General features: G+C 72.4%; 21 protein-coding genes and 2 tRNA genes. 8 read left to right on the top strand and 15 right to left on the bottom strand.

From position 1 onward, the window contains the following. Positions 1-7: 7 nt before the first annotated feature. Complete coding sequence (locus NFT33_RS15305) at positions 8-979, top strand: CYTH domain-containing protein (RefSeq protein ID WP_251676635.1); 972 nt, start codon at positions 8-10, stop codon at positions 977-979. Here the strand turns inward: NFT33_RS15305 and NFT33_RS15300 are convergent. The 6 genes from NFT33_RS15300 to NFT33_RS15275 all read right to left on the bottom strand — a co-directional run bounded on the left by NFT33_RS15300 (position 936) and on the right by NFT33_RS15275 (position 8,276). Beyond that, complete coding sequence (locus tag NFT33_RS15300; RefSeq protein ID WP_251676633.1) at positions 936-1,475, bottom strand: dihydrofolate reductase; 540 nt, start codon at positions 1,473-1,475, stop codon at positions 936-938. The genes NFT33_RS15305 and NFT33_RS15300 overlap by 44 nt on opposite strands. After that, on the bottom strand, positions 1,472-2,296 hold the full coding sequence (locus NFT33_RS15295) for a thymidylate synthase (RefSeq protein WP_251676631.1): 825 nt from the start codon (positions 2,294-2,296) through the stop codon (positions 1,472-1,474). The genes NFT33_RS15300 and NFT33_RS15295 overlap by 4 nt, the downstream gene beginning before the upstream one ends. An 88-nt stretch (positions 2,297-2,384) precedes the next feature. Then, on the bottom strand, positions 2,385-2,753 hold the full coding sequence (locus tag NFT33_RS15290; protein WP_149502874.1) for a PilZ domain-containing protein: 369 nt from the start codon (positions 2,751-2,753) through the stop codon (positions 2,385-2,387). Further along, a complete protein-coding gene (locus NFT33_RS15285; RefSeq protein ID WP_220784967.1) occupies positions 2,750-4,546 on the bottom strand; it encodes an ABC transporter transmembrane domain-containing protein in 1,797 nt (598 codons plus the stop codon). Before NFT33_RS15285 ends, NFT33_RS15290 begins: the two co-directional genes overlap by 4 nt. Positions 4,547-4,617: 71 nt before the next feature. Then, complete coding sequence (locus tag NFT33_RS15280; RefSeq protein ID WP_251676629.1) at positions 4,618-5,784, bottom strand: lipocalin-like domain-containing protein; 1,167 nt, start codon at positions 5,782-5,784, stop codon at positions 4,618-4,620. Further along, a complete protein-coding gene (locus tag NFT33_RS15275; RefSeq protein WP_251676652.1) occupies positions 5,784-8,276 on the bottom strand; it encodes an FtsX-like permease family protein in 2,493 nt (830 codons plus the stop codon). The genes NFT33_RS15280 and NFT33_RS15275 overlap by 1 nt, the downstream gene beginning before the upstream one ends. A gap of 191 nt (positions 8,277-8,467) precedes the next feature. On the opposite strand from NFT33_RS15275, the gene NFT33_RS15270 reads away from it, so the two are divergent. Beyond that, on the top strand, positions 8,468-9,328 hold the full coding sequence (locus NFT33_RS15270) for a GGDEF domain-containing protein (RefSeq protein WP_251676627.1): 861 nt from the start codon (positions 8,468-8,470) through the stop codon (positions 9,326-9,328). A gap of 23 nt (positions 9,329-9,351) precedes the next feature. Here the strand turns inward: NFT33_RS15270 and NFT33_RS15265 are convergent, their stop codons facing one another. The 4 genes from NFT33_RS15265 to NFT33_RS15250 are packed head-to-tail and all read right to left on the bottom strand — an operon-like array spanning position 9,352 to position 12,695. After that, entirely contained in the window at positions 9,352-10,029 is a 678-nt protein-coding gene (locus NFT33_RS15265; protein WP_251676625.1) for an ABC transporter ATP-binding protein, read from the bottom strand. Continuing rightward, on the bottom strand, positions 10,026-11,006 hold the full coding sequence (gene miaA, locus NFT33_RS15260) for a tRNA (adenosine(37)-N6)-dimethylallyltransferase MiaA (RefSeq protein WP_251676623.1): 981 nt from the start codon (positions 11,004-11,006) through the stop codon (positions 10,026-10,028). The genes NFT33_RS15265 and miaA overlap by 4 nt, the downstream gene beginning before the upstream one ends. Beyond that, complete coding sequence (locus tag NFT33_RS15255) at positions 11,003-12,238, bottom strand: multidrug effflux MFS transporter (protein ID WP_251676621.1); 1,236 nt, start codon at positions 12,236-12,238, stop codon at positions 11,003-11,005. The genes miaA and NFT33_RS15255 overlap by 4 nt, the downstream gene beginning before the upstream one ends. A 16-nt stretch (positions 12,239-12,254) precedes the next feature. After that, on the bottom strand, positions 12,255-12,695 hold the full coding sequence (locus tag NFT33_RS15250; RefSeq protein WP_149502881.1) for a DUF1841 family protein: 441 nt from the start codon (positions 12,693-12,695) through the stop codon (positions 12,255-12,257). Between the two features lie 58 nt (positions 12,696-12,753). Between NFT33_RS15250 and NFT33_RS15245 the strand changes: the two genes are divergently transcribed. The 4 genes from NFT33_RS15245 to NFT33_RS15230 all read left to right on the top strand — a co-directional run bounded on the left by NFT33_RS15245 (position 12,754) and on the right by NFT33_RS15230 (position 16,632). Then, complete coding sequence (locus tag NFT33_RS15245) at positions 12,754-13,347, top strand: malonic semialdehyde reductase (protein ID WP_251676619.1); 594 nt, start codon at positions 12,754-12,756, stop codon at positions 13,345-13,347. Then, a complete protein-coding gene (locus NFT33_RS15240) occupies positions 13,344-14,087 on the top strand; it encodes a sulfite exporter TauE/SafE family protein (RefSeq protein WP_251676617.1) in 744 nt (247 codons plus the stop codon). The genes NFT33_RS15245 and NFT33_RS15240 overlap by 4 nt, the downstream gene beginning before the upstream one ends. A gap of 102 nt (positions 14,088-14,189) precedes the next feature. Then, positions 14,190-15,005: an enoyl-CoA hydratase/isomerase family protein gene (locus tag NFT33_RS15235; RefSeq protein WP_251676615.1), complete on the top strand. Its 816-nt coding sequence runs from the start codon at positions 14,190-14,192 to the stop codon at positions 15,003-15,005. 70 nt (positions 15,006-15,075) lie between these two features. Beyond that, the gene (locus tag NFT33_RS15230) at positions 15,076-16,632 is read left to right on the top strand and encodes a malonate--CoA ligase (RefSeq protein WP_251676613.1); all 1,557 of its coding nucleotides are present in this window, start codon (positions 15,076-15,078) and stop codon (positions 16,630-16,632) included. On the opposite strand, the gene NFT33_RS15225 is transcribed toward NFT33_RS15230, so the two are convergent. The 5 genes from NFT33_RS15225 to ispB all read right to left on the bottom strand — a co-directional run bounded on the left by NFT33_RS15225 (position 16,622) and on the right by ispB (position 20,255). Continuing rightward, complete coding sequence (locus NFT33_RS15225) at positions 16,622-17,899, bottom strand: lytic murein transglycosylase (RefSeq protein WP_251676609.1); 1,278 nt, start codon at positions 17,897-17,899, stop codon at positions 16,622-16,624. The genes NFT33_RS15230 and NFT33_RS15225 overlap by 11 nt on opposite strands. Next, positions 17,896-18,921: a tRNA pseudouridine(13) synthase TruD gene (gene truD / locus NFT33_RS15220; RefSeq protein ID WP_251676607.1), complete on the bottom strand. Its 1,026-nt coding sequence runs from the start codon at positions 18,919-18,921 to the stop codon at positions 17,896-17,898. Before truD ends, NFT33_RS15225 begins: the two co-directional genes overlap by 4 nt. A 118-nt stretch (positions 18,922-19,039) precedes the next feature. Beyond that, positions 19,040-19,116: transfer RNA gene (locus tag NFT33_RS15215), tRNA-Pro, on the bottom strand. A 37-nt stretch (positions 19,117-19,153) separates the two neighbouring features. Next, a tRNA-Pro gene (locus NFT33_RS15210) sits at positions 19,154-19,230 on the bottom strand. A 32-nt stretch (positions 19,231-19,262) separates the two neighbouring features. Continuing rightward, positions 19,263-20,255 carry an octaprenyl diphosphate synthase gene (ispB, locus tag NFT33_RS15205; protein WP_259373213.1) on the bottom strand — a complete coding sequence of 331 codons (993 nt, stop codon included), beginning with the start codon at positions 20,253-20,255 and terminating at the stop codon, positions 19,263-19,265. Between the two features lie 252 nt (positions 20,256-20,507). Between ispB and rplU the strand changes: the two genes are divergently transcribed. Continuing rightward, positions 20,508-20,819, top strand: coding sequence for a 50S ribosomal protein L21 (gene rplU, locus NFT33_RS15200; RefSeq protein WP_149502888.1), 312 nt, complete (start codon positions 20,508-20,510; stop codon positions 20,817-20,819). A 38-nt stretch (positions 20,820-20,857) separates the two neighbouring features. Next, positions 20,858-21,115: a 50S ribosomal protein L27 gene (gene rpmA / locus NFT33_RS15195; protein ID WP_037478753.1), complete on the top strand. Its 258-nt coding sequence runs from the start codon at positions 20,858-20,860 to the stop codon at positions 21,113-21,115. The last annotated feature ends 77 nt before the right edge of the window (positions 21,116-21,192 follow it).

Genomic DNA, 21,192 nt, shown 5'->3' with positions numbered 1-21,192 from the left:
GCCATCCATGCAAGAGATCGAGCTGAAGTTCCAGATTCCGCCACGCGGGCGCGACGCGCTGGCGAGCACCGTCGACGAGGACGGCGCGGTGCGGGCGGTGCGGCTGCAGGCGCGCTACTTCGACACCGCGGCGCGCGACTTGGCCGGTGCGGCCTTCGCGCTGCGGCTGCGCCGCGAGCACGAGGGCTGGGTGCAGACGCTCAAGGGCCGCGGCGACGGCATGATGCGCCGGCTCGAGCACAACGCGCCGGTCGACCTGCCGCCGCGCGCCGGTGCCGATGCGGTGCCGGCCCTGTCGCTCGGACGCCACGCCGGCACGCCTGCCGGCATCGCGCTGGCGGCGCTGCTGGCCAGCCGCGGCCTGGGCGAGGCCGACCTGGCGCTGCAGTTCTCCACCGACATCCAGCGCCTGAGCCGCGAGATCGAGGCCGAGGGCGCCCGCGTCGAGCTGGCGCTGGACATCGGCACGATCGAGGCGGGCAGCGCGACGCTGCCGGTGCACGAGATCGAGTTCGAGCTGCTGGACGGCTCGGCGCACGGGCTGCTGGCGCAGTCCTATCTGTGGGTCGAGGCCTTCGGGCTGTGGCTGGACGTGCGCAGCAAGGCCGAGCGCGGCGACCGGCTGGCGCGCGGCGAGACGGTCGCGCCGCTGCCGGAATTCGTGACGCTGCCGCAGCAGGCGCCCTTCGGCGCGCGGGTGGCGGCGCTGCTGCGCCCGGTGCTGGCACTGGCGGCCGAGGTGGCCGACGAGCAGGCCACGCCGGCGCATCAGGTCGCGCTGACGCGCGGCATGAGCGATCTGGCCGGCCTGCTGCGCGAAGCGGGCGTCGAGCCCTGGCTGAGCGACACCGCCACGCTGCTGGCCGGTCTGGCCTTCGAGCCCGGTGCCTGGCGCCTGGCCGACACCCAGCGCCTGTGGCTGGCGCTGATCGGCTTCACGCTGCCGGATGAGGCAGAGGCGCCGTCCGCCGCCAGCTGACGAAGTCGAAGGCCGGGCCGCCCGGCTGTGGCGTGCCGGTCTGGCGCGTCACCTCGACGAAGCCGGCCTCCGCGCCGCGCCACTCGGGAAAGAAGGTGTCGCCGTCGAAGTCGGCGTCGATCTCGGTCAGCACCAGCTCGTCGGCCAGCGCCAGCGCCTGCGCGTAGAGCTGGCCGCCACCGATGACGAAGACCCTGGGCGCCTCGGCCAGCCGCGCCAGCGCCTCGTCCAGGCTGTGCGCGACCTCGGCGCCGGCATCGCTCCAGTCGGTCTGGCGGGTCACGACGACATTGCGCCGGCCGGGCAGCGGCCGGAAGCGCGCCGGCAGCGACTCCCAGGTGCGCCGGCCCATGATGACCGGGCAGCCCATCGTGCTGCTGCGGAAATGGCGCGCGTCGGCCGGGTCGTGCCAGACCAGCTCGTTGCCGCGGCCGATGACGCGGTTGCGTGCCACCGCCGCGATCAGCGCGACGATCGGGCGGGCCGGGCCGCTCATACCGCCACCGGCGCCTTGATCGCCGGATGGTGGCGGTAGTCGACGATCTCGAAGTCGGCCAGCTCGTAGTCGAGGATCGACGCCGGCCGGCGCGCCAGCTTGAGCGTGGGAAAGGACATCGGCTCGCGCGAGAGCTGCTCGGCCACCTGCGCGGCGTGGTTGCTGTAGATGTGGCAGTCGCCGCCGGTCCAGATGAAGTCGCCCACCTCCAGATCGCACTGCTGCGCCACCATGTGCGTCAGCAGCGCGTAGCTGGCGATGTTGAAGGGCACGCCCAGGAACAGGTCGGCCGATCGCTGATAGAGCTGGCAGCTCAGCCGGCCCTCGGCGACATAGAACTGGAACAGCGCGTGGCAGGGCATCAGCGCCATGCGGTCGAGATCGGCGACGTTCCAGGCGCTGACCAGGATGCGGCGCGAGTCCGGGTTGCTGCGCAGCTGCTCGACGACCTGGGCGATCTGGTCGATGTGGCGGCCGTCCGGCGCCGGCCACGAGCGCCACTGCACGCCGTAGACGGGGCCGAGGTCGCCGCTGTCGTCGGCCCATTCGTCCCAGATGGTGCAGCCGCGTTCCTGCAGCCACTTCACGTTCGAGTCGCCGCGCAGGAACCACAGCAGCTCCAGCGCCACCGAGCGGAAGTGCACCTTCTTCGTCGTGATCAGCGGGAAGCCCTCGCGCAGGTCGAAGCGCATCTGGTGGCCGAAGACGCTCAGGGTGCCGGTGCCGGTGCGGTCGGACTTGGGCGTGCCGTGCTGCTGCACATGGCGCAGGAAGTCCTCGTACGGGGTGCGGACAGGGCGGGAATCGGTGGGCGGGCTCATCGGCGGCAGGGGCAGGACAGCGGACAGGGAAAGGCCTGCGATTCTGTCATGCGCCGGCCCGGTCGGCCGGCCCGCGCTCCGGCCGCCTTCAGTCCTGGAAGCTCAGGCGCCGGATCCAGGCCTGCAGCAGGTCGCGTGCCGCCGGCTGCAGGTTGACCCATTTGCCGCCGACGCGGAAGTCGTGGTTGTTCAGCACCACATAGGCCATGTGGACCTGCACCGGCACGCCCATCACCCGAGCCAGGTTGTCCGGGTCAGGCACGCCCATCACCACGTTCATGACCGTGTTGCCTTGAACGGGCACATCGCTGAGCATGCCCACGCCGCTCTGCGAGATGTCCTGCACGCGCACATCAAGCACTTGCCCGTCGGGCAGGGTCATGCGGGCGCGCCAGTTGACCTGGTAGCGCGGCTCCTTGCGGTCGTCGATCGATCCTCGCTGGGTGGGTGTCGTCATGTCGTGGCGCTGGATTGGAATTGCATGGCGGCCAGCCGGGCATAGAGTCCTCCGCGCAGGACCAGTTCGGCGTGCCGCCCCTGTTCGGCAATCATGCCATTGTCCAGCACGATGATCCGGTCGGCACGCTGTACCGTCGCGAGCCGGTGCGCGATCACCAGCGTCGTGCGGTTCTTCATGGCGGCGTCCAGCGCGCTCTGCACCAGACGCTCGCTTTCGGCGTCCAGCGCGCTGGTGGCCTCGTCGAGCAGCAGCAGCGGCGCGTCGGCCAGGATGGCGCGGGCGATGCTGATGCGCTGACGCTGGCCGCCCGACAGCCGCACGCCGCGCTCGCCCAGGAAGGTGCGGTAGCCCTCGGGCAGCGCGCGGATGAAACCGTCGGCCTGCGCGGCGCGCGCGGCGGCGAAGACCGCCTCGTCGCTGGCATCGGGGCGGCCGTAGCGGATGTTCTCCATCGCGTCTGCCGAGAAGATCGTGCTGTCCTGCGGCACCAGGCCGATGCGCGCGCGCAGCTCGGCCAGCGCCAGATCGCGCACGTCGACGCCGTCGATCTCGACCGCGCCGGCATCGACATCATGGAAGCGCAGCAGCAGCTGCAGCAGCGTGGTCTTGCCCGCACCGCTCGGGCCCACCAGCGCGATCGTCTCGCCGGGGCGGATCTCCAGGTCGATGCCGGCCAGCGCGGCGCGGTCGGGCCGCGACGGGTAGTGGAAGACCACGCCGCGCAGGCTCAGCGCCGCGCCGCCGGCCGCCGGCGGCAGCCGGCGCGGCGCGGGCGGATCCTGCACCGGCGAGCGCTCGGACAGCAGCTCCATCAGTCGCTCGGTGGCGCCGGCGGCGCGCAGCAGGTCGCCCCAGACCTCCGACAGCACCGCCACGCTGCCCACCAGCAGCGCCACATAGACCACGGTCTGGCCCAGATGCCCGGCCGAGAGCTCGCCGCGCAGCACCGCGCCGGTGCCCTGGTGCAGGCCCCACAGCACCGCGCCGAAGGTGGCGGTCATCATGAAGGCCATCATCAGCGCCCGCATGCGCGAGCGCCGCCCGGCGGTCTCGAAGGCCGCCTCGGCCGCGTCGCGGTAGCGCCGGGCCTCGCGCCCCTCCTGGCCGAAGGCCTGCACCACCGGGATGGCGGCGATCACCTCGGCGGCGATCGCGCTGGTGTCGGCCACCCGGTCCTGGCTGGCGCGGCTGAGCCGGCGCACCCGCCGCCCCACCAGCAGCGTGGGCAGCACCACCAGCATCAGCACGCCCAGCACCGGCAGCATCACGCCCGGATTGGTCAGCACCAGCACGGTCAGCGCGCCCAGGCCGGTGACCAGATGGCGCAGCCCCATCGACAGGCTCGAGCCCACCACCGTCTGCACCAGCGTGGTGTCGGTGGTCAGCCGCGACAGCACCTCGCCGCCGCGGGTGGTCTCGAAGAAGGCCGGACTCTGGCGGATGACATGCGCGTAGATGGCCGAGCGCAGGTCGGCGGTGATGCGCTCGCCCAGCCAGCTCACCATGTAGTAGCGCGCCGCCGAGAACACCCCGATCGCCGCCCCGACCGCGAACAGCGCCAGGAAATGCTCGCGCAGCGCCATGATGCGGTCGCCGGGATCGGCCGCGACCAGGCCGCGGTCGACCAGCGTGCCCAGCGCGAAGGGCAGCAGCAGCGTGCTGGCCGCGGCCAGCAGCAGGAAGATCGCCGCCAGCAGGATCTGCGGGCGGTAGGGGGCGAAGAAGGGGCGCAGCGCCGCCAGCGGGCGGGCGGTGGGGGCGGCAGGGCGATCAGGTCGAGGCGGGCTCATCGTGCGGGTGCGGACATCGTGTGCAATCGTGTGCAAAATCGTGTGCAATCCAGTGGGCAGGTCGGGGCAGCCTACAGCGCCAGCCGGCCGGCATAGCCGGTCATCTCGAGGTAGCCCAGCCCGGCGCGGCGGCCGTCGGGCCCGATCAGTGCGCTCAGGCCTTCCCAGTAGACGGTGCCGGTGCTGCCGCGGCTGTCGAGTTCCTGCGCGTCGAGCAGGGCCTGCACCGTCCAGCGTCCGACCGGCGTCTCGACCTGCCATTCGACCGGATAGCGTGCGCCGGTGGCCGCGCTGCTCCAGCGGCGGCCGGGCGTGAAGCGCACCTCGTCCGGGCCGAAGGCCCGGGCCTGCAGCGGCGTCTGGCCGGCGCGGCGCCAGGAGCCGCCGGCCCACAGCGTGCTGCCGTCGGCGCGGCGCAGCCGGAAGGCGGTCAGCGCGCTGCCGTCGTCCAGGTTCATGCCGATCCAGTCCCAGCCGACCGCCTGCGGGTGCAGCAGCGTTTCGCTCCACTCATGGTCGAGCCAGCCGCGGCCGGCCAGCGTGCGTGCGGCGGCCGCAGCGCCCTCGGGCTGCCAGCGCGCCTCGACCGCCAGCTGCGGCTGGCTGTAGTAGTGGCTGGCCTGCTCCGGGTCCGGGCCCTTGCGGGAAAAGCCGGCGCTGCCCTGCAGCAGCAGCGGCTGCGTCGTGCGCAGCACCAGCGTCAGCGTGCCGCCCAGCGCGGCCGAGCCGACCCGGGCTCGGTACAGGCTGGTGTCGCTGTTCACGCCGGCTTCGCGGGCCAGATGCCAGTCGCCGAGCGTGGCGCGGGTGTCGCCGAGGGCGGCGCCGGCACGGCCGAAGCCCTCGCGCGCGATGCGCTGGTCGTGATGCTGGCGCCGCGCCCCCAGATCGGTCAGCGCGGCATGGGCGAAGATCAGCTGCCGCGCGGCAAATGCGCTCGGATGCGGCGGCTGGCGCTGCGCCAGCGCGGTGCGCGAGCGGAAGAACGTCACCTGGAAGCCGTGGGTGGGCTCGCCGGGCCGGGCCGGGTCGGCCAGCCAGCCGGTGGCGTACCACCATTCGGTGCGGGTGTCGGGATGGGCGCCGAAGTCGGCTGGAAAGACCAGTGCGCGCGGGCGCACGCCGGCCGGTGCCGAGGGGGCCGAAGCGGCCGGCAGCGGTGCCGTCAGTGCGGCGGCACGCAGCAGCGCGCGGCGTGAAAGCCGGCGTGGTGGTGGGGGTGGCGGGATCGGTGTCATCACCAGTCCTCCTTGACGGCCAGCGCCATCTCGCGCGATGCGGCGGCCCGGCCGGCGATCCAGGCGGTCAGCGTGCCGGCGGTCAGCACCGCCGCGACCAGCGCGGCCAGCCGGCCCCAGGGCAGGGCCATCTCCATCGTCCAGTGAAAGCTCTGCGGGTTGACCACATGCACCAGCACCACGCTGACCGCCAGCCCCAGCGCCAGCCCGAGCAGCGCGCCGAAGCCGGTCCACACCGCACCTTCGGCACAGACCAGCGCCAGCACCTGGCGGCGCGCCATGCCCAGATGCTGCAGTGCGCCGAACTCGCGTCGGCGCGCCAGCACCTGCGACGAGAAGCTCGCCGCGATGCCGAACAGCCCGATGACGATCGCCACCGCCTGCAGCCAGTAGGTCACCGCGAAGCTGCGGTCGAAGATCGCCAGCGAGGTGGCGCGGATCTGCGCCGGCGTGGCGATCTCCAGCAGCGCCGCATCGGCCGCCAGCGCGCGCAGGCCGGCCTGCACCGCGCCCGGATCGGTGCCCGGCGCCAGCCACAGCGCCAGATCGTTGACCCGCCGGTCGCCGCTCAGGCGCTGCCAGGTGTCGCGCTCGATCGCCAGCACGCCGCTCTGGCGCGCGTAGTCGCGCCAGACGCCGCGCACCCGCACCTCGATGCGGCGGCCGTCGGGCAGCGGCAGCGCCAGCACCCGGCCCGGCGCCAGGCCATGCAGCGCGACCGCACCTTCGCTGGCCCAGATCTCGGGGAGGCCGTCGCCGGCCGGCTCGGTCGGCTCGCCCACCAGCGGCAGCGTGCGTCGCGCGTCGCCGATCTCGCGGGCGATCAGCGCCAGCGGCGGCCGCGCCGGATCCAGATCGACCGGCACGATGCGCTGCGCCTGCACCCGCGCCACGCCGGGCAGGGCGGCGGCGGCCCGCACGAAGTCCGGCTCCAGATAGGCGCCGTCGGCCTGGGCGACGGTGGCGGCGGTGCGGGCGTACAGGTCGGCCGGCAGCACCTCGTCGAGCCAGCCGGTGACCGAGTCGCGGAAGCTCGCCACCATCACCGTCAGCGCCACCGACAGCGCCAGGCTGGCGACCACGCCGGCCACCGTGATGGTGGCGCTGTCGCGCTGGTCGCGGGCGCGCTCGAGCGCCAGCAGCAGGATCGGCTGGCGCGCACCGGGCCGGCGGCCCAGCACCCCGCCCACCAGCAGCGGCACGGTGACGATGCCGCCCACCAGCAGCAGCGCCACCGCCGCATAGGCGCCCAGCGGCAGGCCCTGCCAGGGCGGTGCAAAGGCCAGCGCCACGCCCAGCGCCAGCAGCAGCGGGCCCAGCCAGGGCCGGCGCGCCTGCAGATCCTCGCCGCCCAGGCCCTTGAGGCTCTGGGCCGGGGCCAGCCGGGCGGCCACCTGCGCCGGCTGCCAGCCGCCGGCCAGCGCCGCCAGCAGACCCAGGCCGCCATAGACCGCTGCCGCGCGGCCGGACCACTGCAGCGCCGGCGCACCGCCGCCCAGCAGGCCGCTGCCCAGATCGCCACCCAGCACCTGCAGCGCCAGCAGCGCCAGACCGGCGCCCAGCGCCAGGCCGATCAGCGCGCCCGCGCCGCCCAGCAGCGCCGACTCCAGCAGCACCAGCGCCAGCCGTTCGCGGCCGGTCATGCCGATCACGCCCAGCAGCGCGAGCTGCGGCACCCGCTTGGCCACCGCCTGCGACTGCACCGAGAACACCAGGAAGGCGCCGGTGAACAGCGCCACCAGCGCCAGCACCGTCAGATTGACCCGGTAGGCCTGCGACAGATTGGAGACCCGCTGCGCCGCCTCGTCCGGCGCGGCCGCGCGCACGCCGGGGCCGAGCGCGGCCAGCAGCGCTGCACGGTCGGCGCCGGGCACCAGGCGCAGGTCGATGCGGCCGAGCTGGCCGAGCCGGTCGAAATGCGCCTGTGCGCCGGCGATGTCGATCACTGCCAGCGGCGCGGTGTCGGCCGCCACCGAGCCGCCGACCGTCAGCGCCACCAGCCGGCCGCCGCTCTGCACCCGCAGCGCCCCCCCCGGGGCCACGCCGAACAGGCGCTGCGCCGCCGGGTTCAGGAAGACACGGTCCGGATCGAGCGCCGCCAGCCGGGGCGCGTCACCCGAGGCCTCGCGCAGTGCCGGATCGGCCCGGGGCAGCAGCGCCGGTGCCAGCGCCGCGGCCACCAGCATGTCCTGGCCGATCACCCGCAGGCCGCGCTTGCGCCCGCCCGCGTCCAGCGCGACCGTGTCGATCTCGATCACCGGGCTGGCCAGCGCCACCTCCGGCCGCGCCGCGACCTGCGCATACAGCGCCTCGTCGAGCTGCCGGGCGCCGGCCGGGCGCAGCTCCAGATCCGGCTGGCCGTTGACGGTGCGCACCGCCTGGCCGAATTCGGCCAGCGCCGAGGCATTGATCAGATGCACCGCAAAGGCCAGCGCCACGCCCAGCGCGACCGCCAGCAGCGCCACCGCGACCCGGCCGGGATGGTGGCGCATCTCCTGCGCGATCAGCGTCAGCAGCAGCGGCAGGGCGCCGGCCGGGCGATTCGGGCGCACGAGAGGGGGCGAGGCAGGCGAGGTCGTCACAGACGTGTCTGCATTGCAGCGGTTCGGTACCGTTTGTGAGCAGATTTGAGTGCACAATCCGTTGCAGTACCTGATCCACGTTCCAGATTCAATCCAAGAACATGAACGATCCCGAGGCCCATCCGGCAAACTTGGCCAATCCGGCGGCGGTGGGTGAACCGGTCGAGGCGGCGCAGCGCCTGCCGACTGGCTTCGGTCCGTGGATGGACCGGCTGGTCGACTGGGTCGACCGGATCGGGGTGAGGCAGGCCACGCTGGCCATCGTCGGCTCCAGCGTGCTGCTGTCGGTGCTGCTTGATGTGCTGTGGCATCTGCTGGCGGGCTGGCCGCTGAGCACCCGCTCGCTGCTGCTGGCCACGCTGCTGCCGGTGCCGATCGCCGGGCTGGGCGCAGGCATCACGCTGAGGCTGATCGTCGCGCTCGACCAGGCGCGCAGCCGTGCCGAGCAGCTGGCGCTGACCGATGCGCTGACCGGCGTGCGCAACCGCCGCTGGTTCATGACCCAGGCCGCGCTGGAGTTCGAGCGTGCCACCCGGCATGGCCGTGCGCTGGCGCTGGTGCTGATCGATGTCGATCATTTCAAGCGCGTCAATGACGAGCACGGCCACCAGACCGGCGACCGGCTGCTGGTCGAGATCGCGCAGACCTGCGCTGCGACGCTGCGGCGCACCGATCTGCTGGCGCGCTTCGGCGGCGAGGAGTTCATCGTGCTGCTGCCCGAGACCGGCCAGCGCGAGGCGGTGCGGCTGGCCGAGCGCATGCGCCAGGCGGTGCAGGCCGGGCTGCGCGATCCGCAGCATCCGCTGCAGGTGCCGGTGACCATCAGCCTCGGGGTGGTGGCGATGAGCGCGGCCACGCCGACGCTGGATGCGCTGATCCGTGCCACCGACCAGGCGCTCTACGACGCCAAGCGTGCCGGCCGCGACCGGGTGCACACCCTGCCGCTGTCGCTCGGCGGCTGAGGCCGCGGACCGCTCGGGAGGGTTCATCGCAGCGCCTCGATGCCGTCGGCGCGCAGCCGCAGCCGCCGGTCGGCCTGCGCGGCGGCGCTCTCCGAGTGGGTGACGATCAGACAGCCGGCCCGGTGGCGCCGCGCCTGGCCGACCAGCAGGTCGAGCACCCGCTGCGCGGTGCGCGGATCGAGATTGCCGGTGGGCTCGTCGGCCAGGATCAGCGCCGGGCGGTGCACCAGCGCGCGCGCGATCGCCACCCGCTGGAGCTGGCCGCCGGAGAGCTCGCGCGGCCGGCGCGAGCCCAGCCCGGCCAGATCGACCTCGGCCAGCAGCTCGGCCACGCGGGTGTCGATGGCCGCGCGTTCGCGCCAGCCCAGCAGCAGCAGCGGCAGCGCGATGTTGTCGGCCACGCTCAGATGCGGCAGCACATGGAAGGCCTGGAAGACGAAGCCCAGCGCCTCGCGGCGCAGCAGCGCGGCGGCGTGATCGTCGAGCGCCTGCACCTCGCGGCCGGCGATCTCGACCTGGCCGCGGTCGGCGCGGTCCAGCCCGGCGATGCAGTTCAGCAGCGTGGACTTGCCCACGCCGGAGTCGCCCACCAGCGCCACCACCTCGCCCGGCGCCATCTCCAGGCTGACCGCCTCGAAGACCGGCGTGTCGCGATAGGCCTTGCCCAGGCCCTGCAGGCGCAGCAGCGGTGCCGGCGTCATCGCGCCCGCGCCTCGAGCAGCGGCAGGCCGCGCGCCAGCACCGCGCCGACCGGGTCGGGCCCGTCGGCGGCGATGACCTCGCGCTGCGGCATGCCGCGCAGCCAGGTGAGCTGGCGCTTGGCGAGCTGGCGGGTCGCGGCGATGCCGCGCTCGGCCAGCTCGTCGGCCGGCCACAGGCCGTCGAGCGCCTCCCAGGCCTGGCGGTAGCCGACGCAGCGCATCGACGGCAGGCCGGGGTCGAGATCGCCGCGTGCGCGCAGCCGCTCGACTTCAGGCACGAAGCCCTCGGCCAGCATGACCTCGAAGCGATGCGCGATGCGCGCGTGCAGCCAGGCGCGCTCCTGCGGCTCCAGCGACAGCAGCCGGAACTCGTCGGGCCGGGCGGCCTCGGCCACCCGCGCGCGGTCGAAGCGGCCGGTGTGCCAGGCCGACAGCGGCTGGCCGCTCAGGCGCCAGACCTCCAGCGCGCGCTGGATGCGCTGCGCGTCGTTCGGGGCCAGCCGCGCGGCGGTGATCGGGTCGATGCGCGCCAGCTCCGCGTGCATCGCCGGCCAGCCGATCTGCGCGGCCTGCGCATCGAGCTCGGCGCGCAGCGCGGCGTCGGCCGGCGGCAGTGTGTCCAGGCCGTCGAACAGCGCCTTCAGATAGAGCATCGTGCCGCCGGCGAGCACCGGCTCGGCGCCGCGTGCGCGGATCTCGCCGATCAGCCGGCGCGTGTCGGCGACGAACTCGGCGGCCGAGTAGGCGGCGGTCGGCTCGATCAGGTCGATCAGGTGGTGCGGCACCTCGGCCCGCTCGGCCGGCGTGGGCTTGGCGGTGCCGATGTCCATGCCGCGGTAGACCAGCGCCGAGTCGACGCTGATGATCTCCACCGGCGGCAGGCCGAGCGCGCGCGCCGCACGCGCCAGCGCCAGCGCCGCGCCGGTCTTGCCCGAGGCGGTGGGGCCGGCGATCACCAGCACCGGGGCGGCGCTCATGCGTGCTTCTCCGCCGACAGGCCGTGGCGCTGCACCACGGTCCAGCCGATCAGCGCCACCGCCACCGAGGCCGCGCCCACGCCGCAGGCCAGCGGCCGGGTCGTGCCGTCGAGCGCGCCGCCCAGCCACTGGCCGAGCAGGAAGGCGGTCGCCGCCAGAATGAAGCCCGACAGCGCCGAGGCCATGCCGGCCTGCTGCGGGAAGGGCCCGACCACGCCGGCCTGCCCGCAGGGCTGGTGCGTGCCGTGGCCGAAGGCATAGGCCAGCTGCGGCAGCAGCACCGCCCAGACCGTCTGCACGCCGGCCAGCGCCAGCGCGGCCATCGACAGGCCGCCGGCCAGCGAGATCAGCGCCGCGCGGCGCACCGCGCCGGTCGGACCGTGGCGCACCAGCCAGCGCCGGCACACCACCGTGCCGGCCAGATAGGCCACCGAGCTGCTGCACAGCGCCAGGCCGTACTGGGTCGCGCTCAGGCCCAGCACCTGCATGTAGACGAAGGACGAGCCCGACAGGAACAGGAACAGGCCGCCGTAGGTCGCCGCGGTCAGCCCGGACCAGCCGAGAAAGGTCGGATGACGCAGGATGCGCGACCAGCCCTGCAGCAGCGGACCCGGCTGCAGTGCGTGTGGATTGCGCTCGCGGATCGTCTCGGGCAGGCGCAGCGCGACGAAGAGCAGCGCGCTCAGCACGATCAGCGCAATCGTCACGAAGCTGGCGCGCCAGCCGAACCAGCCGGTCACCAGACCGCCCAGCAGCGGGCTGGACAGCGCGATCAGCCCCAGCCCCGACATGCCCAGCGACATGATGCGCATGCCCTCGCTGGGCTGGTAGAGATCGCGCACCATCGCGCGGGCCACCACCACCGCACCCGACATCGCCGCGCCCTGCACGATGCGGGTGAGGATCAGCGCCTGGATGTCGGCCGCAGTGGCCGCCGCCAGGCTGGACAGCAGATAGGCCGACAGCGACACCAGCAGCACCGGCCGGCGGCCGAAGCGGTCGGCCACCGGCCCCCAGACCAGCTGGCCGAAGCCGAAGGCCAGCAGCAGCGCGGCCATGGTCTGCTGGGTGGCGGCCATCGAGGCGCCCAGTTCGGCCTTGATGCCGGGCAGCGCCGGCAGGTAGAGATCGGTCGAGACCGGCTGCAGGCCCAGCAGCAGCGCCAGCGCGATGGCGATGATCAGGTCGGCCGGGCGGGCCACGGCGGTGGCGGCGTGGGAGGTGGCGCTCATGGGGCGATCTGCCGCTTCAGCCGCGGTCGGCGGTGGCGCGGCGGCGCACCCCGTCGAGGTAGGCGTGCGGGTCGGGCGGCTGGCCGCTGCGCTGCGAGGCCCAGATCATCTCGCCCAGGCACTCCATCACCTCGTGCTGCGCCGCGTGCAGGTCACCGCGCTTCGCGGCCAGCAGCTCGACCGCCTGGCGGATGCCGCGCGGCTGGTCGATCGAGACCTGCTCGCTGATGCTCAGGTGCATCGACAGGTGCAGGAAGGGATTGGTGCGGCCGTCCTCGACCTGGTAGACGGCGGCCAGCGCGGCGGGCAGGTCGGCCAGTTCGGCATGGTATTCGGGGTGGAGCTCGATCCACTGCGACGCGAGGGTCTCGATCGGCGAGAGCGGCTCGCCGGCGCGCGACTTGCGCCAGGCCTCGCAGAAGAATGTCCGGACGTCGTTCTGGCTGGGGGCAAACATCCGACAATTGTGGCCTTTTTCCACTGTCGCTGCCGGCTGCGGGCCGGACGGCCCCGCCATGACGACCTCGCCGGAAACGACCCCGCTCACCCCCGCTCAGCTCTTCTCGGCGGCACGCACCCACAACGCCTGGCAGGACCGCCCGGTCGCGCCCGAGCTGCTGCGCGAGCTGCACGAGCGCCTGAAATGGGCGCCGACGGCGATGAACTGCGGCCCGCTGCGGGTGCGCTTCATCGTCTCGGCCGAGGCGCGCGCTGCGCTGCTGCCGCTGATGGCCGAGAGCAACCGTGCCAAGACCGCCGCTGCGCCGGTGGTGGCGGTGCTGGGCGCCGACCTCGACTTTCCCGCGACGATGGGCCGGCTGGCGCCGCATGTGCCTGCTGCCGCCTTCGCGGGCCAGCCGGCCAAGGTCGAGCAGATGGCGCGCTTCAACGCCACGCTGCAGACCGGCTACTTCATCCTGGCGGCACGCTCGCTGGGGCTGGACTGCGGCCCGATGGCCGGCTTCGACGCCGCCGGCGTGGACGCCGCCTTCTGGGACGGCACCGCGGTGAAGACGCTGCTGGTGTGCAACCTCGGCCACGGCGACCCGGCCGGCCTGCGCCCGCGTGCCGCGCGCCTGGACTTCGACGACGCCTGCCGCATCCTGTGATCACCGATCCGGCGTTCTACGCCGTCGCGGTGCCGGCCGCGCTGCTGGTGGGCATCTCCAAGTCCGGCTTCGCCTCCGGGATCGGCGCGCTGGCCACGCCGCTGCTGGCGATGAGCGTGACCGTGCCGCAGGCCGCCGCGCTGGTGCTGCCGCTGCTGTGCCTGTCCGACCTCATGGGTCTGATGACGCTGCGCCGTCATGCGGACTGGACGGTGCTGCGCCAGCTGCTGCCCGCCGGCCTGATCGGCATCGTGCTGGGCTGGATCGGCTTCGGCGTGCTGTCGCCGCACCTGGTGGGCGGGCTGACCGGCCTGGTGACGCTGATCTTCCTGGCCTGGAACCTGAAGTTCCCGCCGCAGGCCGATGCCGCGCCGCCCGGCGCGGCGGCCAGCGGCGCGCTGGCGCTGACCTCCGGCTTCACCAGCTTCATCGCGCACAGCGGCGGCCCGCCGATCGTGATGGCGCTGCTGCCGCGCCACATGGCGCCGCTGGCCTATGCCGGCACTTCGGCGGTGTTCTTCGCCGCGATCAACGCCGCCAAGTGGGTGCCCTACGGGCTGCTGGGCCTGCTCGACTGGGGGCAGCTCGCCACCTCGGCGGCGCTGATGCCGGTGGCTGCCGCCGGCGTGCTGCTCGGCATCCAGGCGACGAAGCATGTCTCGCCGCGCTGGTTCTACCGGCTGGTGCAGTGGGGCATGTTCCTGACTGGGGTCAAGCTGCTGTGGGATGCGCTGGAGTGAGCCCGGCCCCGCTCAAGCCTGCGGTCAGCGAGCCGGCCTAGCATCGTCGCCCCCGATGCCTGTGCATCCGTCCTTTCAGGACTTCTCTGGAGATCGTCCCGCATGAATGCCCCGGCCCTGGTCCCGGCCCCGTCCGCCGTCCGCCTCGAACCCCACGCCACGCTGTCGGGCGTGGCGGTGCTCACGCTGTCCAACCCGGGCAAGCTCAATGCCGTCAACGTCGCGATGTGGCGCGAGCTGCGCCAGATCTTCGACGGCCTGGACGCGCGCGAGCCCGACCTGCGCTGCGTGATCGTGCGCGGCGAGGGCGGCACCTTCGTCTCCGGCGGCGACATCGAGGAGTTCCCGGCCTTCCGCTTCGAGCCGGACACGGTGCGCGACTTCCACGAGAACATCGTCGCGCCGGCGCTCGACGCGATGTACCGCTGCGACATCCCGCTGGTGGCGCAGATCGAGCGCGCCTGCGTCGGCGGCGGGCTGGAGATCGCCTGCCAGTGCGACCTCCGCATCGCCGGGCGCTCGAGCCGCTTCGGCGCGCCGATCGCCCGGCTGGGCTTCCCGATGGCGATCGACGAGCTTGCCGGCGTGGCGCGGGTGGCCGGGCTGGCCACCGCCGCGGAGATCCTGCTGGAGGCGCGGCTGCTCGAGGCCGAGGTCGCGCTGCAGCGCGGCCTGGTGCAGCGGGTGATGCCCGACGAGGAGGTCGCGCAGGAGGCCGAGGCCACCGCGCGGCGCATCGCCGCCGGCGCTCCGCGCGCCGCGCGCCTGAACAAGCAGGCGCTGCGTCTGGTCGCGCCGCAGTTCGCGTTCTCCGAGGCCCAGCGCCAGCAGCTCGCCGCCTATGCCAGCGGTCCCGACCACCGCGAAGGCATCACCGCCTTCATCGAGAAGCGCGCCCCGAAGTTCACCGGCGCCTGATTCACCAGCGCCTGAGCGCGCCCATTCCTTCCGTCATCCCCGCGCAGGCGGGGACCCACGCCCGCCGCCCATGAGCCCCGCCGCCAACCCCAACCTCTTCGCCGCCCTGCGCGCCGCCTTTCCCGCCGACCTCGACGCGATCGCGATCGAGACCGACAGCGGGCTGGACTACTCCTGGCGCGACCTCGACCGCGCCACCGCGATGCTGGCCAACCTGCTGCAGTCGCTGGAGATCCCGGCCGGCAGCCGGGTGGCCGCGCACACCGAGAAGTCGGTCGAGGCGCTGATGCTGTACCTGGCGACCCTGCGCGCCGGCTTCGTCTACCTGCCGCTGAACACCGCCTACCAGGCGGCCGAGCTGGATTACTTCATCGGCAACGCCGAGCCGGCGGTGGTGGTCTGCGCCGGCAGAAACTTCCCGTGGATCAGCCAGCTCGCCTTCCAGAAAGGCGTGGCACATGTCTTCACGCTGAACGACGATCGCACCGGCACGCTGCTCGACCGCGCCGCGCATTTTCCCGACACGCACGAGATCGCGCCGAAGGCGGCCGACGATCTGGCCGCGATCCTCTACACCTCCGGCACCACCGGCCGCAGCAAGGGCGCGATGCTCAGCCACGGCAACCTGCTGTCGAACGCGCAGGTGCTGAAGGACTTCTGGGACTGGCGCGAAGGCGACGTGCTGATCCACGCGCTGCCGATCTTCCACGTCCACGGCCTGTTCGTCGCCAGCCACGGCGCGCTGCTGAACGGCTCGAAGATGCTGTGGCTGGCGAAGTTCGATCCGAAGGCGGTGGTCGAGCGCCTGCCGCGCGCGACCGTCTTCATGGGCGTGCCGACGCTGTACGTGCGGCTGCTGCAGGAGGCCGGGCTGACGCGCGAGGCCTGCGCGCGCATGCGGCTGTTCATCTCCGGCTCGGCGCCGCTGCTGATCGAGACCTTCCGCGACTGGCAGGCGCGCACCGGTCACACCATCCTGGAACGCTACGGCATGAGCGAGACGATCATGCTGACGTCGAACCCCTGCCGCGCCGCCGATGGCGAGCCGGAGCCGCGTCGCCTGGGTGGCACGGTCGGGCCGGCGCTGCCGGGCGTGGGCGTGCGCGTCGTCGATGACCAGGGCGTGGCGCTGCCCGTGGGTGAGATCGGCAACGTGCAGGTGTGCGGCCCCAACGTCTTCGGCGGCTACTGGCGCATGCCGGAAAAGACGGCCGAGGAGTTCACCGCGGACGGCTGGTTCAGGACCGGCGACGTCGGCCGCTTCGACGCGCAGGGCTACCTGACCATCGTCGGCCGCAGCAAGGACCTGATCATCAGCGGCGGCTACAACGTCTACCCGGCCGAGATCGAGGGCTGGCTGAACGACATGCCCGGCGTGGCCGAGTCGGCGGTGGTGGGCGTGCCGCACCCGGACTTCGGCGAGGGCGTGATCGCGCTGATCGTGCCCAAGGCGGGTGCCGCGCTCGACGCCGACGCGCTGGTGGCGCGGCTGAAGACGCAGATCGCAGGCTACAAGGTGCCCAAGCGCGCCTTCGTGGTGACGGAGCTGCCGCGCAACGCGATGGGCAAGGTGCAGAAGAACCTGCTGCGCGACGCCCACCGCGCGCTGTTCACCGTCACTGGCTGATCGGCATGTCGGGCGAGGCCGGCGCGGCGCTGTCGGTCGCCGGCAGCAGCGCCTCGGCGCGCAGCGTGCGCAGCAGCTTCTGGCCGGCGCGGCCGTCCGGGGTGCGCTCGCCGAACAGGCGCTGGCGCTCGGCGCGGATCGCCGCACGGCTGCGCTCGCCCAGCAGGCCGTCGATCGTGCCGATGTCGTGCCCGCGTCCGGCCAGCAGCTGCTGCAGCTCGCGGCGCTCGGCGCGCGACAGGCCGGCGTCGTCGGTCGGCCACGGCGTCACGAAGGGGCCGCCGCCGCGCAGCCGGTCGGCGAGATGCGCGATCGCCAGCCCGTAGCTCTCGGCGGCGTTGTAGCTGTAGATCGCGTCGAAGTTCTTCAGCACCAGGAAGGCCGGGCCGCGCGCGCCGGCCGGCGTCATCAGGCCGGCGGGCTGCTCGAGTTCCGGCAGCGGCGAGCCGTCGGCGCGGCGCAGGCCCAGATCGCGCCAGCGCGCCATCGGCTGGCGCACCTTGCGGCCCTGGCCCTCGGTGGAGAAGCCGGCCGGCAGCCGCACCTCGAAGCCCCAGGGCAGTCCGTCCTTCCAGCCGGCGCGGGTCAGGAAGTTCGCGGTCGAGGCCAGCGCGTCGGGCACGCTGTCGATCAGGTCGCGGCGGCCGTCGCCGTCGAAGTCGACCGCCAGCCGCTCGTAGGTGGTCGGCATGAACTGGGTGTGGCCGAAGGCGCCGGCCCAGGAGCCGACCAGCCGCTCCGGCGCGACATGACCGGCCTGCAGGATGCGCAGCGCCGCGAACAGCTCGCCGCGGAAGAAGGTCTGGCGCCGCCCCCAGCATGACAGCGTGCCCAGCGCCTGCACCAGCGGGTACTTGCCGAAGGTCTGGCCGAAGTTGCTCTCGACGCCCCAGACGGCGACCACGGTGGCCGGGTCGACCCCGTGGCGCCGCGCCACCTCGTCCAGCACCTGGCGGTGCTGCTCCAGCATCGCCAGGCCCTGCGCGACTCGCTCGTCGTCGACCAGCGCGGCCAGGTAGTCCCAGATCGGCGTGCGGAACTCGGGCTGCTGGTCGAGCTTGTCCAGCACGTCGGGCAGGGCGGTCAGGCCGGCGGTGTGGCGCCGCCAGGTCTCGGGCGTGACGCCGGCTGCGCGGGCGGCAGGCTGCAATTCGGCGAAGCAGGCCTGCAGCGCGGCTTCGGGCGCGGCGTTCGGTGGCGTCTGGGCCGCCGCGGCCAGCGGCAGCAGCAGCACGGGCAGGGCGAGCAGGCGGGCGGCGGCGGTCATGGCGCTTCGGCTTCGGGCTCGTTCTCGGCGTGCCGCTCGGGCTCGGTGGTGTGCAGGATCTCGTCGAGCACGGAGGTGGCGTAGTTGCCGGCGGGCAGGCTGAAGCTCAGCACCAGCTGGTCGGCCTGCGGCCATTCCCAGGTCATGTCGGCCGGCAGCGCCACCAGGGCACGGCGCTCCTGGTCCAGCCCGGCGAATTCCATGCCGCTGCACAGCGTGGCGTGACGCTCGGCCACGCCGTTCTCCAGCACCTGCGCCTCGTCCGTGGTGATCACGCGGCCACGGCCCCACAGCGGCCCGGTCGGGCGGCCGGCCTCGTCCATCACGTCGCCGGGCAGCGTCCGGCCCCACAGGCCCTGCGCGATGCGCTGCGCCAGCACCTCGTTGAAGACGAATGAGCGCACCGCCGACAGGTAGATGCCCTTCTTCTTCGGGTTGCGCACGCGGATCTCGCGCGCCAGCATGGCCCGGCCCTGCTCGACATTGCCGCCGTCGAAGCCGAAGCGCTGCGCGCCGAAGTAGTTGGGCACGCCCTGCGCGGCCACCGCCTTCAGGTTGGCCTCGATGGCCTCGCGCTCGCCCTTCACGTCGCGCAGCACGATGCGGAAGCGGTTGCCCTGCAGATCTCCGGGACGCAGCTTCTTCACATGGCGGCTCTGGGCCAGCACCTTGAATTCCGGGTGCTCGAGTGTCGTCAGGTCGGGCGTCTCGCCGGCCTTGCCGGTCGGCAGGTAGATGCTGAACCACTGGCGGGTGATCGCGTGGCGGTCCTTCAGGCCGGCGTAGCCGACGTCGCGCTCGGTCACGCCCGCGGCGGCCGCCAGCTGCTGCGCGACGAAGGCGGTGTTGGCGCCGTTCTTCTCGACATCCAGCCAGAGGTGTTCGCCTGTGCCGCAGGGCAGCTGCAGCGGCAGCTCGGTCACGATGAAGTCCTCGTTGAGGGCTTTCAGCGTGGCGCGGGCGCCGCTGGCCGGATAGGCGTGGGGCCACGAGGGCAGGGTCGTGCAGGGGGCGTGGGTCATGGGGGGATTCTGACTCCGTTGGCCCGCGGCGCCCGAGGATCGACAGCGCTCGGGGCCTGAAACGACGAAGCCCCAGCAAGTGGGGCTTTCATGCGTCCTTGTCGTGCAAGGCAATGTCTGGTCGGGGTGAGAGGATTCGAACCTCCGGCCTCTACGTCCCGAACGTAGCGCTCTACCAGGCTAAGCTACACCCCGAAATCTGGCGTCTGGCTGACATGGATGCTGAAGAAGCTGGTCGGGGTGAGAGGATTCGAACCTCCGGCCTCTACGTCCCGAACGTAGCGCTCTACCAGGCTAAGCTACACCCCGTGTGCTCTTCAGTCGTGAACTCGTCTGATTGCTCAGGAAGTTCTGTCAACCGCCAAGACTGTCAATCTTAGCAGCGCATCCTTGAATTGGGAAGAGGGGAGCGCAGAAATATGTTCGCGAGCGCGTTCGGCCTCGGCCCGGGCGGCTTCGCGGGTGATGTCCAGCGCACCGGTGCGGCGCACGATGGCGACGATCTCGTCCAGGCGCTCGACCTCGCCGTTCTGGATCGCATGGCGGATCAGCTCGCGCTCCTCGGGCGTGCCGCGGCTCATCGCCGCCAGCAGCGGCAGCGTGGGCTTGCCTTCGCGCAGGTCGTCGCCGACGTTCTTGCCCAGCGCAGCGGTGGTGCCCTCGTAGTCGAGCAGGTCGTCGACGATCTGGAAGGCGGTGCCCAGCGCCTGGCCGTAGGCCGCGCAGGCCTCCTCGAGCGGGCTGTCGCTGCCGGCCAGCACCGCGCCGATGCGGGCGCTGGCCTCGAAGAGCTTGGCGGTCTTGTAGCGGATGACACGCAGATAGTCCTCGACCGAGATGTCGGGGTCATGCATGTTCAGCAGCTGCAGCACCTCGCCCTCGGCGATGACGTTGGTTGCGTCGGCCAGCACCTCGAGCACCCGCATGCTGTCGACCGACACCATCATCTGGAAGGCGCGCGAGTACAGGAAGTCGCCCACCAGCACGCTGGCGGCATTGCCGAACAGCGCGTTGGCGGTCTGGCGGCCCCGTCGCAGCGAGGACTCGTCGACCACGTCGTCATGCAGCAGCGTCGCGGTGTGGATGAACTCGACGGTGGCGGCCAGCTCGAAGCGGGCCGGCTGCTCGAAGCCGAGCGCGCGCGAGAACAGCAGCACCAGCATCGGGCGCAGCCGCTTGCCGCCCGCGCTGACGATGTAGTGCGAGATCTGGTTGATCAGCACCACCTCGGAGGCGAGCCGACGGTGGATCACGGCGTCAACCTGCGCCATCTCGCCGGCCATCAGTTCGGTGATGGCGGCCTGGTTGTTCGAGGAATCGGTGGCGAGGCTCACGAGGGAGGACTTCTCAGGTCGGGAGGGCACAATCCGTGGATTATAGGAAGCCTGCGGCCCCCGCCTGCCCGTGACGGTATCGCCCGACAGTCCGGCGGCGCGGGCGCGTCGGCCCGATCCGACAGGATTGCGGACTGCTTGCATGAGCCGTGCTACAATCTTCGGCTTCGCGCGGAACGGGTCTGCTGCTTCACAAGGCAGGCAGGCCACGGCGCGCGATCAGGAAGTTCTTTTCCCCACGAAAGGGTTGACATGTACGCGGTCATAAAAACCGGTGGCAAGCAATACAAGGTTGCAGCCGGCGAAAAAATCAAGGTAGAACAGATCACTGCGGACGTCGGTCAGGAGATCGTGATCGACCAGGTGCTCGCCGTCGGCAACGGCGCTGAGCTCAAGGTCGGTGCACCCCTGGTGGATGGCGCCTCGGTGACGGCCACCGTCGTCTCGCACGGTCGTCACGACAAGGTCCGCATCTTCAAGATGCGTCGCCGCAAGCACTACCAGAAGCGCCAGGGCCATCGCCAGAACTACACCGAGCTGCAGATCAGCGCGGTCGTGGCCTGATCCCCGGTCCTCATTCCAGATCTCCCAGGAGCTGAAACATGGCACAGAAAAAAGGCGGCGGTTCCACACGGAACGGCCGTGATTCCCAGCCGAAGATGCTCGGCGTCAAGGCCTACGGTGGCCAGGTCGTGAGCGCCGGTTCGATCATCGTGCGTCAGCGCGGCACCCGTTTCCACGCCGGTCCGGGCGTCGGCATGGGCCGTGACCACACGCTGTTCGCGCTGGTCGATGGCACGATCTCGTTCGCCGTCAAGGGCGCCGAGAACCGCAAGACCGTCGTCGTCACGCCGGTCTGAGCGAACGGACACACCTGTCCTTTCGCCTCATGCGCATGAAGCCCCGGCGTGCCGGGGCTTTTTGCATTGCAAAGATC

The sequence above is a fragment of the Sphaerotilus sp. FB-3 genome, from assembly GCF_023706025.1.
GTDB lineage: Bacteria > Pseudomonadota > Gammaproteobacteria > Burkholderiales > Burkholderiaceae_C > Sphaerotilus > Sphaerotilus sulfidivorans.
This window is presented reverse-complemented; position numbering and strand designations above follow the sequence as displayed.